The sequence below is a fragment of the Streptomyces sp. H39-S7 genome, assembly GCF_027158205.1.
Classification (GTDB): Bacteria; Actinomycetota; Actinomycetes; order Streptomycetales; family Streptomycetaceae; genus Actinacidiphila.
In genome coordinates, this window is the sequence record NZ_JAPVLU010000012.1 from 30,633 (window position 1) to 44,346 (window position 13,714).

Sequence of the window (13,714 nt, forward strand, 5' to 3'; positions counted from 1 at the left end):
GAACCGAGCCCGCAAGCCTCCCGCACCCTCCGAACCGCAAAGGAAGCCGTCCTCATGCTGCGCATCGCCGTTCCCAACAAGGGTTCACTCTCCGGGCCTGCGTCGGCGATGCTCCATGAGGCCGGCTACCGGCAGCGCAAGGAGTCCAAGGAGCTCGTCCTCGTCGACGGCGACAACGAGGTGGAGTTCTTCTACCTGCGGCCGCGCGACATCGCGATCTACGTCAGCTCCGGCCGGCTCGACATCGGCATCACCGGCCGCGACCTGCTGCTGGACTCGGGCGCGGACGCCGAGGAGATCCTCCAGCTCGGCTTCGCCCGCTCCACGTTCCGCTACGCCGCGGAGCCGGGTACGGCGGAGTCGGTCAAGGACCTCGGGGGCATGACGGTCGCCACCTCCTACGAGGGCGTCGTCGAGAAGCACCTCGCCGACAACGGCATCGCCGCCTCCGTCGTGCACCTGGACGGCGCCGTCGAGACCGCGATCCAGCTGGGCGTCGCCCAGGTCATCGCGGACGTCGTCGAGACCGGCACCTCGCTGCGCAACGCGGGCCTGGCGGTCTTCGGCGAGCCGATCATGGAGTCCGAGGCGGTCGTCATCAGGCGTACCGGCGTGGACGGCGAGGACCCGAAGGTCGCGCAGTTCCTGCGCCGGCTGCAGGGCGTCCTGGTCGCCCGGCGCTACGTGATGATGGACTACGACATCCGCGTGGAGCAGGTCGAGCGGGCCGTCGCCCTCACCCCGGGCCTGGAGTCGCCGACCGTCTCGCCGCTGCACCACGAGGGCTGGGTCGCCGTGCGCGCCATGGTCCCCAGCCGTGACGCCCAGCGGATCATGGACGAGCTGTACGACCTCGGCGCGCGGGCGATCCTCACCACCGGCATCCACGCCGCCCGCCTGTGATGTCCGGCAAACCCGGCCCGTCCGCCGCCGCGACCCCGCCGGCGCTGCCGGTCACGTTCCGTCCGGTCCGCACCCGCGTGGCGCTGCTGGCGATCGGGGCGGGGCTGCTTGTCGTGCTCACCGTCGTCGCGCTGATGATGCCGAGCGACGGGGCGCAGCCCTGGGGCCCGGGGGACCGGGCCACCATGATCATCACCGGGGTGCTGATCTTCGCGCTGCTGGCGGTGCTCAGCCGGCCCAAGGTGGTCGCGGACGACGCCGGGGTCACCGTGGTGAACCTGGTCGTCCGCCGCCGGCTGGCCTGGGCCGAGATCGTCAAGATCAATCTGCGCACCGGTGACCCGTGGGCCTATCTCGACCTCACCGACGGCACCAGCCTGGCCGCCATGGGCATCCAGCCCGGTGGCGGCCGGGACCAGGCGATCCGCGCCGCCCGCCAGTTGCGGGCGCTGGCCGAAGCGCGCGGCAGCGGGCAGCCCGGCACCAGGTAGGGCTGCCGACCGTGCCCCGCACTTGATTACTCTGGTAGTCGGGCAGTGCTTTCCGGGACTGCCGCGCGGGGCCCCACCGACCCAAGGAGTGACACCCAAACGACGATGTCCAAATCGTCTGGTAGTACCTGCGCCGCCCCTCCCTCCAGCGGAGTTCGCGTAACTCCCGGAGCGGCGGCATGAGCACCTCGTTGTTGCTGCTGTGTGCGGCATTCGTCCTGATCCTCGCCAACGGCTTCTTCGTCGCCGCCGAATTCGGTCTGGTGACCGTCGACCGGCCGGCCGCGGAACGCGCCGCCGCCGAGGGCGACCGCCGGGCCCGGAGCGTGGTGGCCGCGCTGCGGAAGCTGTCGTTCCAGCTCTCCGGCACCCAACTCGGCATCACGATCACCTCGCTGGTGGTCGGCATGCTCGCCGAACCGGCCCTCGCCCAACTGCTCACCGGCCCGCTCGTGGCGGCCGGACTGCCCGAGGGCGCGGCCCCCGGGGTCGGCGTCGTCATCGGCATGATGCTCGCCTCGGCCGTGCAGATGGTCGTCGGCGAGCTCGTCCCGAAGAACTGGGCGGTCTCCCGCCCGCTCCAGGTGGCCCGCTTCGTGGCCGGCCCGCAGCGGGTGTTCTCCACCGCCTTCCGGCCGGTCATCGAAGTGCTCAACCGGATCGCCAACCGGCTGGTGCGGATGCTCGGCGTCGAGCCCGCCGACGAGCTGGCCTCGGCCCGCACCCCCAGCGAACTGGTCTCCCTCGCCCGGCACTCGGCGCAGGCCGGCACCCTGGAGCAGGACACCGCCGACCTGTTCGTCCGCACCCTGTCGCTCGGCGACCTGACGGCCGCCAACGTGATGACGCCGCGGGTACGGGTCAGCGCGCTGGAGGACACCGCCACGGCCGCGGACGTCCTGAACCTCACCCGGGCCACGGGCCTGTCACGCTTCCCGGTCTACCGGGAGCGGCTGGACGACATCATCGGCATGGTCCACCTCAAGAACGCGCTCGCTGTCGCCGCCCCGCTGCGCGACCGCACCCCGGTGGGCCGCATCGCGGTCTCGCCGCTGCTGGTCCCCGAGACGCTGGCGGGCCGGCAACTGCTGCAACTGCTGCGCAGCCAGCAGCCGATCGCCGTCGTCGTCGACGAGTACGGCGGCACGGCCGGCGTCGTGACCCTGGAGGACATCATCGAGGAACTCGTCGGCGAGGTGCGCGACGAGCACGACGCCGTGGACCTGCCGGAACTGGCGCAGGCCGCGGCCGAGGACGGCCTGCCGGCCTGGGACGCCGACGGCGGCTGCCGGGTGGACACGCTCGCCCGGATCGGGCTGCAGGCCCCGGAGGGCCCGTACGAGACGGTCGCCGGGCTCGTCGCCGACCTGCTGGCGCGCATCCCCGAGCCCGGTGACACCGCGGAGCTGCCCGGCTGGGAGCTGCGGGTGCGCGAGGTCTCCCACCACCGGGCGGAACGGGTCCGCATCGTGCGCACCGGGACCGGAACCGGCACCGAGGACGAGCGGGAGGCCACCCGATGAGCGTCCTCCAACTGCTCTTCGCCGGCCTGCTGGTGCTTGCCAACGGCTTCTTCGTCGGGGCGGAGTTCGCGCTGGTCTCGGTACGCCGCAGCCAGATCGAACCGCTCGCGGCCGAACAGCGGCGGGCCCGTACCGTCCTGTACGGGCTGGAGAACCTGCCGCGCATGATGGCGGCGGCCCAGTTCGGCATCACCGTCTGCTCGCTCACCCTGGGCGCGGTCGCCGAGCCGACCATCGCCCACCTGCTGGAACCGCTCTTCGAGGCCATGCAGGTGCCCGACGGGCTGGTGCACCCCATCGGGTACGTGCTGGCGCTGGCCGTGGTGGTCTCACTGCACCTGGTGATCGGCGAGATGGTGCCGAAGAACCTGGCGATGGCCGCCCCGGAGAAGACCGCGCTGTGGCTCAGCCCGGGACTCGTGGCCTTCGCCCGCGTCTTCCGGCCGGTGATCACGGTACTGGGCAGCTGCGCGCGGCTGATCCTGAAGCTGTTCCGCGTCGAGCCCAAGGACGAGGTCGACTCCGTCTTCACCAGCGAGGAGCTGACCGTGCTCGTCGAGGACGCCCGGCGGGCCGGGCTGCTCGACCACGACGAGCAGGAACGCCTGGAGGACGCCCTGGAGCTGGGTACCCGCCCGGTCACCGAGGTACTGCTGCGCCCCGCCGAGCTGATCACGGTCGATCCGTCGGTGACCCCGCGCCAGGTCGAGGAACTCACCGTCCACACCGGGTACTCGCGCTTCCCGGTGGCCGGCCCCGACGGCGTCTACCTGGGCTATCTGCACGTCAAGGACATGCTGGACGTCGAGGACGGCAGCCACCCGGTGCCGCAGCGGCTCTGGCGCCCGATGGCGACGCTCCGCGCCGACCTGCCGCTCGACGACGCGCTCACCCAGATGCGGCGCGCCGCGTCGCACCTCGCGGCGGTCGCGGACGCCGACGGCCGCCCGATCGGGCTGGTCGCGCTGGAGGACGTGCTGGAGATGCTGGTCGGCGAGGTCCGCGACCCGGCGCACCGGCAGCTGCCGACCATCGCCGGACGGGCCTGACCCGCGGATCGCCGCGGGCGGACCGGCGCTACTCGGCCGGTTCGCCCGGCGGCACCCCCGGGCCGCGCCCGGACAGCACCTCGCCGTACGCCTGCATCAGGTCAGGGAGCCGCAGAGTCGACAAATCGTCACGGTTGGGCGAGCCCGGGTAGTCCGTCAGCCGCAGATCGCGGTAGGCGCAGCTCTTCTCGTACAGAGTGCGCAGCAGCCGGCCGTTGCCCAGCTCATCTATCCACCCCTGGTCGACGACGTGGGCGCTGATGGCCCGCAACTCCTCCAGCGCCTCCTCGTCCCAGTGGTCGCCGTTGTCCGCGGCCAGGACCTCGCCGATGCGGGTGAGCTCCAGCGGCCGGTAGCTGGGGAAGTCGACCCGGGTGGTGAAGCGGGAGCTGAGCCCGGGGTTGACCGCCAGCAGCCGGTCCATGCCCTCCGGGTAGCCGGCGAGGATCACCACGAGGCGGTCGCGGTTGTCCTCGGCGCGCTTGAGGAGCACCTGGAGCGCCTCGTCGCCGTAGGCGTCGCCCTTCGAGTAGCCGGAGTTGGACAGGGCGTACGCCTCGTCCACGAAGAGCACCCCGCCGAGCGCGGAATCGATCAGCTCGTTGGCCTTGACCGCGGTCTGCCCCAGGAACTCGCCCACCAGGTCGGACCGTTGGGCCTCGACGAGATGGTCGCCGCCGAGCAGCCCCAGCGCGTAGAAGACCCGGCCGAGTATCCGGGCCACGGTCGTCTTGCCGGTGCCGGAGGGTCCGGAGAAGACGAAGTGGCGTTTGGGCGGCTGCACGGGCAGCCCCTGGCCGGCCCGCAGCCGGGCCATCCGCAGCTGCGCCGACAGCGCCCGCACCTGCCGCTTCACCGGCTCCAGGCCCACCATGCGGTCCAGTTCGGCGAGCGCCTGGCCGAGCAGCATCGGGTCGGGCGCCGTCATCGACAGCGGGGGCGGCAGGGCCGGCGACGCCACCCCGGCCTTCTCCCGCACGTCGTCGTCCGGCGGGCCGAGCGTCAGCGTGGGCTCCTCCAGTTCGGTGCCGGGGCCGCGGCCGTCCATCGGCTCGCCGGTGAGTAAGGCGGAGTCCGGGCCGTCGAGCACGTCGGGGGAGGCCTGGCCGAAGCCGGAGAGCGAGACGGCCGCCAGTCCGGCGCCCGCGCCCTCGTCGAGCCCGTCGGACTCGTTGATCGCCGCCAGCCGGGCGGCGGTGTCCATGAAGGCCGGGTCCACCCGGTGCACCGCCCGGTACAGCGGCAGTGCCGCGGCGGTGCGGCCGGTGCCCTCGTAGGCGCGGGCCAGCCAGTAGCGCAGCTCCTTGCGCTGCGGCTGCTCGCTGCGGCAGCGCATCAGCGCGGCGGCGAGCAGCGGTTCGGCCTGCCCGCACAGCTCCAGCCGGACCCGGGCCATCCCGCCGAACAGGCCCGCCTCGATGCCGAGCACCGGATCGCCCAGCAGCGGCTCGGTGTTGCGGACCAACTGCTCCCAGTCCTTGACCAGATAGGCCCGGCAGGCGTGCAGGAAGCGGACCTGCCGGTCGGTGTCGACGGGAGGGCACTCGGCCAGCGCGCGGTCCAACTCGGCGACGTGCCGGCCGTCCAGCCAGTGCGAGGCGTGCGCGAGCAGCAGATCCCGACCGGACTCCAGCACCGGCTGCACCCACCAGCCGAGCCAGTACCAGGAGTTGAGCGACCGGCGGTGCGTGCGGCGCTCCTCGCCGAAGCGGTCCCGGTGGCGGTACATCTGGAGCAGCGCGGTCGAGGTGTCCGCGCGCAGCGCGTGCAGGCCCAGCCAGGCGTCCGCCATGCCCGGATCGAGCCGGACGGCGGTGCGGAACTCCTCCTCCGCCTGCGCGTACGCCCCAACGGTGTAGGCGTCCACGGCGCGCAGCCAGGCGAGGCCGGCGGGGGCGCCCGAGCGCTCTGTCCCGAAGTCCATCAGGTCCCCACCAACCGTTCCCCCGCGGCTTGCTGCTGTATCCCGTCCCAACCGTGATGACCGGGACGGGAGTTGGCGCAGGGGAGTCGTGCCCCCACCTGCCACCGCACCCCGATCGCATCGTACCTGCGATAACCGGCGTGCCGTAGAGCGGCGCAGCGCTCCCCTCGGCTCGGCGCCGTTCGACGCACGGACTCCGGATGGTGACGCTGGGTGAGGGTCATGGGGCCCAAGGGGGCCGGTGGACCGGCCCAGGACGCGGCGAAGCCCCCGGTCACGGGGGAACAACCGGGGGCTTCGGATCATGGGAGCGGGCCGCACTGGCCGCGTATTGAGAACGTAATTCCTGTACACCCCCCCGGTCAAGCCGCTCTCGAAGGCTCCGTCGAGGTCGTCGGGAAGTGGCAGCGCACCGACGGTGAGCGGTCACCGTCCGTGATGGATCATGCTCTTCCGGGGCGCCTCCCGGGCCCCGGCAGCATCGCGTAACCCTCTGGTCGCAGCAGTACCAAGTGGTCGGCGAACGGCTGTGAGGGATCGGACACGAAGTGCGCGTCCTGCGCGCGCATCCAGGAGGACCAGAACGCGTCCATCTCCGGCCCGTCCCGCAACTGGCCGCGGTTCCTGGCGGTTTCACGGGAGACCTCGAGCCACAGCAGGTGCGCCAGCAGCGGGCGCAGGGCGGACCGTCCGCTCCCCACGCCCTCCAGGAGGACCACGGGCGCGGCGGGCACCTCGCGGACGCCGTCGAAGCGCCGCCGGGTCCAGTCGTAGACCCCGTGGCGGGCCGTCCGGCCGGCCGCCAGCGGCTCCAGGAGCTGCTCCCGCAGCCGGCCGGTCCACTCGAACAGCTCGTCATGGGTGGCCAGATCGTCCAGATGGACGACGGGCGCCCCGCCGAGCGCGCCGGCGAGCCGGGCGGCGTACGTGGTCTTGCCGGAGCCGGCGTGCCCGTCCACCGCGACGAGCCGGACCGGGCCGCACGACGGCGGCAGCTCCCGCAGGTGCGCGGCGAACTCCGCGAGGGGGTCGCCCGGGGCGGCGGCGTGATCGTTCATCGGGCTCAGCGTAGCGAGCCCGCGGTACGGCACGGCGCGTCCTGCCGGCGGGCCGCCGCCGCGCTGCGACGCGTCCTGCCGGGCGCCCTCCGCCGGGCGCCGGAGGCGTCTACGGTGTGACGCGTGACCGACTCCTCCGCTTCCGCCTCCGCTGCCGCCGGGCTGCACCCGGCCGAGCGTCTCGAACTCGCCCGCAAGGCCGCCGCGGGCGCGGGTCTGGACGCCCTGCTGATCTCGCCCGGCGCCGACCTGCGCTACCTCACCGGCTACCAGGCGCTGCCGCTGGAGCGCCTCACGTGCCTGGTGGTGCCCGCCGAGGGCGACGCCTTCCTCGTCGTGCCCGCCCTGGAGCGGCCGGCCGCGCTGGCCTCGCCCGTCGGCGCCCTCGGCATCGACATCGCCGGCTTCGCCGAGACGGACAACGCGTACGAGCTGATCGCCGGCCGGCTGCCCGCCGGGGTGCGCCGGGTCGCCGTCGACAACCACATGTGGGCCGAGAAGCTTCTCGCCTTCACCGCCGCGCTGCCGCAGGTGGAGGCGGTGCTGGCCGGCGGGGTGCTGCAGGAGCTGCGGATGCGCAAGAGCCCGGCCGAGGTGGCGGCGCTGCGGCGGGCGGGGGCCGCGATCGACCGGGTGCACCGCAGGATGGGCGAGTGGCTGCGGCCCGGCCGCACCGAGCGGGAGATCGCCCGCGACATCGCGGACGCGATCCTCGCGACGGACCATGCGACCGTGGACTTCGTCATCGTCGCCTCGGGGCCCAACGGCGCCAGCCCGCACCACGAGGTCTCCGACCGCGTCGTCCGTGCCGGTGACCCCGTCGTGGTCGACATCGGCGGTACCACCGAGGACGGCTACTGCTCCGACTCGACGCGCACCTACGCCGTCGGAGAACCGCACGCCGACTTCCGGGAGTTGTACGACGTGCTGCTGCGCGCCCAGCACGCGCAGGTCGAGGCGGTGCGCCCGGGGATCACCGCCGAGGCGCTGGACGCGGTCGGACGCGACATCATCGCCGCCGCCGGCTACGGCGAGCACTTCATCCACCGCACGGGGCACGGCATCGGCCTGGAGACACACGAGGAGCCGTACATCGTGGCGGGCAGCGACCGCCCGCTGGAGCCGGGCATGGCCTTCTCCATCGAACCCGGCATCTACCTCCCCGGCCGCTTCGGCGCGCGGATCGAGGACATCGCCATCTGCACCGAGGACGCCGGCGAACGGCTGAACCTGACGGGCCGTGACCTCGTCGTGCTGCCCGGATAGCACGGCGGCTTCCCGGACCTGCGTGTTCGTCCGGCGGAGCGTCAGTGGTCTGCTCCAATGTTGCTCCGTGGCGCGCGGCGGAAACCCTGGCAGAAAGGCCGCGGGAGCCGCGATAGTAAGGCGCATCCGCCGCGTGCCCGCCGGCGCGGCAGGACCGACTCCGTCGTTCACAGCGAGGGGAACACCGCCATGACCAGACCCGCTCCGCGGCGCACCGTCCTGACCGCCGCGCTCGCCGCCGTGGCCGCCACCGCGGCGGCCCCCGCGACCCGGGCGGCCGCCGCCCCGCGAGCCGCCGGGAGGCCGGAGGCGGCGGTCGCCTACCCGGGCGCCCCCGCCGACGGCACGCCGGCCGACAGCGCGCCGGTGGAGTACACCGGCTGGACCTCGTACACCGACTGGCGGTGCGGTGAACGCGGCGGCACCCGCCCGGTGGCGGGGGCGCGGCCCGGCCTGGTCATCGACCATCCCGACGGTTCGCTGGTCTACCCCGACCCGCACACCGGCACCACGTCCACCTGGGACTCCGCCACCTGGACCTCCCCGGTGCACACCCTGCGGCACCCCGCGAGCGAACTGATCGCCTCGTGGAACGCCCGTACCCCCGCCGGCACCTGGCTCCAGATCGAGCTCCTCGGCACCTACACCGACGGCACCGCCACCCCCGCCTACGTCCTGGGCCGCTGGGCCTCGGGGGACGGCGACATCCGGCGCACCTCGGTCGACGACCAGACCGACGGGAAGAGCAGCATCTGGACGGACACCTTCGCCATCGACGACGCGGCGGCCGGTCCGCTGCTCGCCTCGTACCGGCTGCGGGCGACGCTGTACCGCAAGCCCGGCAGCCGGCTCACCCCGACGCTCTGGCGGCTGGGCGCGATGGCCTCGACCATCCCCGACCGCTTCACCGTCCCGGCCTCGGTGCCCGGCGCGGGCGCCGGGATCGAACTCCCGGTGCCGCGCTACTCGCAGAACATCCACAAGGGCCAGTACCCGGAGTACGACAACGGCGGCGAGGCCTGGTGCAGCCCGACCTCGTCGGAGATGGTCATCGAGTACTGGGGCCGCAAGCCCTCCGCGGCCGACCTCGCCTGGGTCGACCCGGCCTTCGCCGATCCGCAGGTCGACCACGCCGCCCGCTTCACGTACGACTACCAGTACCAGGGCTGCGGCAACTGGCCGTTCAACGCCGCCTACGCCGCGACCTACCGTGACCTGCAGGGCGTCATCACGCGCCTGCGCTCGCTGGACGACGTCGAGCGGCTGATCCGGGCCGGCATCCCGGTGATAACGTCCCAGTCCTTCCTCGCCACCGAACTGGACGGCGCCGGCTACGGCACCGCGGGGCATCTGATGTGCGTCGCGGGCTTCACCGCGGAGGGCGACGTGGTCGCCAACGACCCGGCGAGCTCGGGTGACGACGCGGTGCGCAACGTCTACCGGCGGGCCCAGTTCGAGACGATCTGGCTGCGGACCAAGCGCTACAACGCCTCGGGCAACATCAGCAGCGGGACGGGCGGTGTCTGCTACCTGTACTGGCCGGCCCACCCCAGCCCGGGCCAGCGCCGCGCGCTGGCCTCCGTCGGCGTCCGCTGACGGGGGCGGGTCCCCTCCGGCCGCGCCGCGGGGGACCCGTGCCGCCGCGCGGCCGGGTACCGTCCCGTTCCGACTACCTCTCGTGCTCCGATCCGAACGGCACGGGGCCGTTCCCGGTGACCTCGGCACGTCCCGTCTCCGGAAATACCTTGGTGATGACGCACTCTCCCTGCCGCCCGTTGGGCAGCCGCAGGTCCAGCGTCTTCCCGCGCACCGCCCATCGGCTCCCGCCCGCGGCGGTGTGGAGACTGCCGTGCCAGGCCGACAGGCGGCCCTTCTCCTGGATCGCGTAGAGATCGGCCTCGACCGGAGTCCCGGCCCCGTCCGCGATCACTGTTGCCCAGCCCCGATAGGTGTTTCCCATAGGGCCAGGATCCGCCGCCCGACCGACAATTGCGACCCGACCCGGGTCCCGGGCCGAAAGCACGGGCCGAAAGCCCGTGCCGGAACGACGGGCCGCCACCGGCCCGGGGCCCTCTGCGATCATGTGCCGGACGGCCGGGACAGGGCGGACGCCCAGTGACCGGACGGGCCGGGACCGTACGGAACGGGTGGAGGACCCCCGAATGGTGGAGACGGGTGCGGACGACGCACGGGTGACCGCGTTCTGGCGCGGCCTCGGGCTGCCGGGGCTGATCGACGTGCACACGCACTTCATGCCGGAGCGCGTGCTGGACAAGGTGTGGGCGTACTTCGACGCCGCCGGACCGCTCGTCGGCCGCCACTGGCCCATCACCTACCGCCACCAGGAGGACGAACGGCTCGCGGTGCTGCGCGGGTTCGGCGTCCGGGCGTTCACCTCGATGGTCTACCCGCACAAGCCGGGTATGGCCCGCTGGCTGAACGGCTGGGCGGCGGAGTTCGCCGCCCGTACGCCGGACTGCCTGAGCACCGCCACCTTCTTCCCGGAGGAGGGCGCCGCGGACTACGTCCGCGCGGCCGTCGAGGGCGGCGCCCGGGTCTTCAAGGCGCATGTCCAGGTGGGGGCCTACGACCCGGATGACGCCCGGCTGCGACCGGTCTGGGGGCTGCTGGCCGAGGCGGGCGTCCCCGTGGTGACGCACTGCGGGTCCGGGCCGGTGCCCGGCAGGTTCACCGGCCCGGGGCCGATTGCCCGGGTGCTGGACCGGCATCCCGGGCTGCGGCTGGTCGTCGCGCACATGGGGATGCCCGACTACACCGCCTTCCTCGACCTGGCCGAACGCCACCCCGGCGTCCTGCTGGACACGACGATGGCGTTCACCGACTTCTCCGAGGAGTCCGCCCCGCTGCCCCGGCGGGAGTACGCGCGGCTCGCGGACCTCGGCGACCGGATTCTGTGGGGGAGCGATTTCCCGAACATCCCGTACTCCTACGCCCATGGCCTGGAGTCGCTGCGGCGACTCGGCCTCGGGGACGCGTGGCTGCGCGCCGTGTGCCACGACAACGCGTCAACTCTCTTCAAGATCTGACGGCACGCCAGGTCGGAGGCTTCTAGTGGTTTAGTCCTAGGTCTAGTCCAAAGCCTTGACGGGGTCGCGTCACGGCTGGATTCTGGCTGCGATTCCCCCCACAGGAGGTATGACGTGAAGCGCCTCAAAGCACTCTGTTCCGGGGTGGCGGCAGCCACCTTCGCGGCAGCCGGACTCGCCGCCGCCGCCACGCTCGGCACCGGCCAGGCGTCCGGCGCCGAGACCTCGGCGGCAGCCCTGGGCAACAACTGGTACGCGGCGGCGCCGTATCTGATGCCCCGGGACAACAACCCGCCCGACGCGGGGGCGATCATGGACGCCACCGGGCTCAAGGCGTTCCAGCTCGCCTTCATCCTCGCCCCCAACGGCGGTGGCTGCAGCCCGACCTGGGACGGGACCGCGCCCGTCTCCTCCGACACCGCGGTCGGCTCGGTGATCAGCGGGATCCGCGCCAAGGGCGGTGACGTCTCTGTCTCCATCGGCGGCTACGGCGGCACCAAGCTCGGCCAGGCCTGCTCCACCTCCGAGGCGACCGCCGCCGCGTACCAGCAGGTCATCAGCAAGTACCAGTTGAAGGCGATCGACTTCGACCTCGAGGAGCCGGAGTACGAGAACGCCACCGCGATCGCCCACGAGATCGGCGCGGCGAAGATCCTCCAGCAGAACAACCCCGGTCTCTACGTCTCGGTGACCACCGCCGGCACCGCCGACGGCACCGGCTGGTTCGGCAAGCAGATGCTGAACGAGGCCAAGGCCCAGGGCTTCACGCCCAACAACTTCTCGATCATGCCGTTCGACGGCGGCTTCAACGGGGCCGCGGCGCAGACCAGCGCGCTCACCAACTTCAACGCGATCCTGCAGACGACGTTCGGCTGGAACGCGGCCACCGCCTACGCCCACGAGGGCTTCTCCGGGATGAACGGCCGCAGTGACACCGGCGAGTACTTCCGCCAGGCCGACTTCCAGACGGTGCTGGACTTCGCCACCAGCCACGGAATGGGCCGGTTCACCTTCTGGTCGCTCAACCGTGACCGCCAGTGCACCCCGCCCGACAACGGCACCACTTCCGGAGTCTGCAGCAGCGTTCCGCAGACTCCCTGGGAATTCGCCAAGTTCTCGGTGAAGTTCGCCGGAGCGACCCCTCCCACCAACCCTCCGACGACCCCGCCCACCACGCCTCCGACCAACCCGCCGGGTCAGTGCACGGTGGCGGCGTGGAGCAGTGCCGCGGTATACGTCAACACCAACGAGGTCTCCCACAAGGGCCACAAGTGGAAGGCCAAGTGGTGGACCCAGAACGAGGAGCCCGGCACCACCGGTGAGTGGGGCGTCTGGCTGGACGAAGGCGCCTGCTGACCTTCCTCCGAAGCCCCGGCCCGGCCGTGTCACCGGCCGCCGGGGGCAGCGGTGAAGCACGGGACCCACCGGCCGTCGGCCGGTGGGTCCCGTACATGTGCGCGAATCCGCAGCGGCGCGTTTTGGCAGGTGCATATGCCGGGAGTTCTCGCCGAAAACGGACGGACCATTTCCGGATGATATTCCGCTTGGCACAGGTGATCGATAGCCTTTGCTGGAGAGTAGGCCGGTATCTTGGTCAACCCAAGATCATCTGATGAGCTGGAGACCGTGATGGAGCGTCCCGCCTGGGCACCCCAGGGTATTGACCTCTCGGTACCGAGTGTGTCGCGCATCTACGACTACTACCTCGGTGGGTCCCACAACTTCGAGGTGGACCGCGAGGCCGCGCGCCAGGCCATGGAGATCTTCCCGGGGCTCCCCAAGATCATGCAGGCGAACCGCGCGTTCATGCGCCGGGCGGTCCGCTACGCCGTCGACCAGGGCATCACCCAGTTCCTCGACATCGGATCCGGCATACCCACCTTCGGCAACGTGCACGAGGTCGCCCAGGCCGCCAGCCCCGGCGCCCGGGTGCTCTACGTCGACAGCGACCCGGTGGCCGTGGCGCACAGCCGGGCGGTGCTCGACGGCAACGCGACGGCCCGGATCGCCGCCGCCGACCTGCGCAAGCCCAAGGACATCCTGTCCAGCCCCGAGGCCATCGAGCTGCTCGACTTCGACAAGCCGGTGGCGCTGCTGCTCGTCGCCGTCCTCCACTTCGTGCCCGACGAGGACGAGCCGGCCACCGCGGTGGCCGAACTGCGGGACGCGCTCGCCCCCGGCAGCCTGCTGGTGCTCACCCACGCCTCGACCGAGGGCGGCCCCATCTCGGCCGAGCAGGGCGGCGGCGTCCAGGGCGTCTACCGCAAGGCCAGCTCCCCGCTGATCATGCGCACCCGCGCCGAGGTGGCCCCGTTCTTCGAGGGCTTCGACATCGTGGAGCCCGGTCTGGTGTCGATGCCCGACTGGCATCCGGACACCCCGGCCGGTCACGAAGAGGACCCCGCCGCCTTCGTCGGCTTCGCCGGCGTGGGGCTCAAGGCGTGACCTCAGAG

12 protein-coding genes are annotated in these 13,714 nt (G+C 72.3%); 9 read left to right on the forward strand and 3 right to left on the reverse strand.

What is annotated here, in order from left to right:
* Nucleotides 1–54: 54 nt before the first annotated feature.
* The 4 genes from hisG to O3X23_RS13540 all read left to right on the forward strand — a co-directional run bounded on the left by hisG (nucleotide 55) and on the right by O3X23_RS13540 (nucleotide 3,966).
* Nucleotides 55–903 carry an ATP phosphoribosyltransferase gene (gene hisG, locus O3X23_RS13525; protein ID WP_269271571.1) on the forward strand — a complete coding sequence of 283 codons (849 nt, stop codon included), beginning with the start codon at nucleotides 55–57 and terminating at the stop codon, nucleotides 901–903.
* Nucleotides 903–1,394: a PH domain-containing protein gene (locus O3X23_RS13530; protein ID WP_269271572.1), complete on the forward strand. Its 492-nt coding sequence runs from the start codon at nucleotides 903–905 to the stop codon at nucleotides 1,392–1,394. Before hisG ends, O3X23_RS13530 begins: the two co-directional genes overlap by 1 nt.
* A 179-nt stretch (nucleotides 1,395–1,573) precedes the next feature.
* Nucleotides 1,574–2,917, forward strand: a complete 1,344-nt coding sequence (locus tag O3X23_RS13535; RefSeq protein WP_269271573.1) for a hemolysin family protein — start codon at nucleotides 1,574–1,576, stop codon at nucleotides 2,915–2,917.
* Nucleotides 2,914–3,966 carry a hemolysin family protein gene (locus O3X23_RS13540; RefSeq protein ID WP_269271574.1) on the forward strand — a complete coding sequence of 351 codons (1,053 nt, stop codon included), beginning with the start codon at nucleotides 2,914–2,916 and terminating at the stop codon, nucleotides 3,964–3,966. The genes O3X23_RS13535 and O3X23_RS13540 overlap by 4 nt, the downstream gene beginning before the upstream one ends.
* Before the next feature lie 28 nt (nucleotides 3,967–3,994).
* Here the strand turns inward: O3X23_RS13540 and O3X23_RS13545 are convergent, their stop codons facing one another.
* Nucleotides 3,995–5,890, reverse strand: a complete 1,896-nt coding sequence (locus tag O3X23_RS13545) for an AAA family ATPase (protein ID WP_269271575.1) — start codon at nucleotides 5,888–5,890, stop codon at nucleotides 3,995–3,997.
* A 443-nt stretch (nucleotides 5,891–6,333) separates the two neighbouring features.
* Nucleotides 6,334–6,948 (reverse strand): uridine kinase family protein, encoded by a 615-nt coding sequence (locus O3X23_RS13550; RefSeq protein ID WP_269271576.1) that lies wholly within the window; start codon nucleotides 6,946–6,948, stop codon nucleotides 6,334–6,336.
* A gap of 123 nt (nucleotides 6,949–7,071) precedes the next feature.
* Here O3X23_RS13550 and O3X23_RS13555 point away from each other — a divergent pair, with 123 nt between their 5' ends.
* Nucleotides 7,072–8,214 (forward strand): M24 family metallopeptidase, encoded by a 1,143-nt coding sequence (locus O3X23_RS13555; protein WP_269271577.1) that lies wholly within the window; start codon nucleotides 7,072–7,074, stop codon nucleotides 8,212–8,214.
* A 189-nt stretch (nucleotides 8,215–8,403) separates the two neighbouring features.
* Nucleotides 8,404–9,810, forward strand: coding sequence for a peptidase C39 family protein (locus O3X23_RS13560; protein ID WP_269271578.1), 1,407 nt, complete (start codon nucleotides 8,404–8,406; stop codon nucleotides 9,808–9,810).
* Nucleotides 9,811–9,883: 73 nt separating this feature from the next.
* Here O3X23_RS13560 and O3X23_RS13565 read toward each other — a convergent pair whose 3' ends face one another.
* Nucleotides 9,884–10,174 (reverse strand): hypothetical protein, encoded by a 291-nt coding sequence (locus tag O3X23_RS13565; RefSeq protein WP_269271579.1) that lies wholly within the window; start codon nucleotides 10,172–10,174, stop codon nucleotides 9,884–9,886.
* A 202-nt stretch (nucleotides 10,175–10,376) separates the two neighbouring features.
* On the opposite strand from O3X23_RS13565, the gene O3X23_RS13570 reads away from it, so the two are divergent.
* From O3X23_RS13570 to O3X23_RS13580, 3 genes are all read left to right on the forward strand, one after another.
* Nucleotides 10,377–11,261 carry an amidohydrolase family protein gene (locus tag O3X23_RS13570; RefSeq protein WP_269271580.1) on the forward strand — a complete coding sequence of 295 codons (885 nt, stop codon included), beginning with the start codon at nucleotides 10,377–10,379 and terminating at the stop codon, nucleotides 11,259–11,261.
* 114 nt (nucleotides 11,262–11,375) lie between these two features.
* Complete coding sequence (locus tag O3X23_RS13575; protein ID WP_269271581.1) at nucleotides 11,376–12,617, forward strand: chitinase; 1,242 nt, start codon at nucleotides 11,376–11,378, stop codon at nucleotides 12,615–12,617.
* Nucleotides 12,618–12,890: 273 nt separating this feature from the next.
* On the forward strand, nucleotides 12,891–13,706 hold the full coding sequence (locus O3X23_RS13580; RefSeq protein ID WP_269271582.1) for an SAM-dependent methyltransferase: 816 nt from the start codon (nucleotides 12,891–12,893) through the stop codon (nucleotides 13,704–13,706).
* Nucleotides 13,707–13,714: the final 8 nt, after the last annotated feature.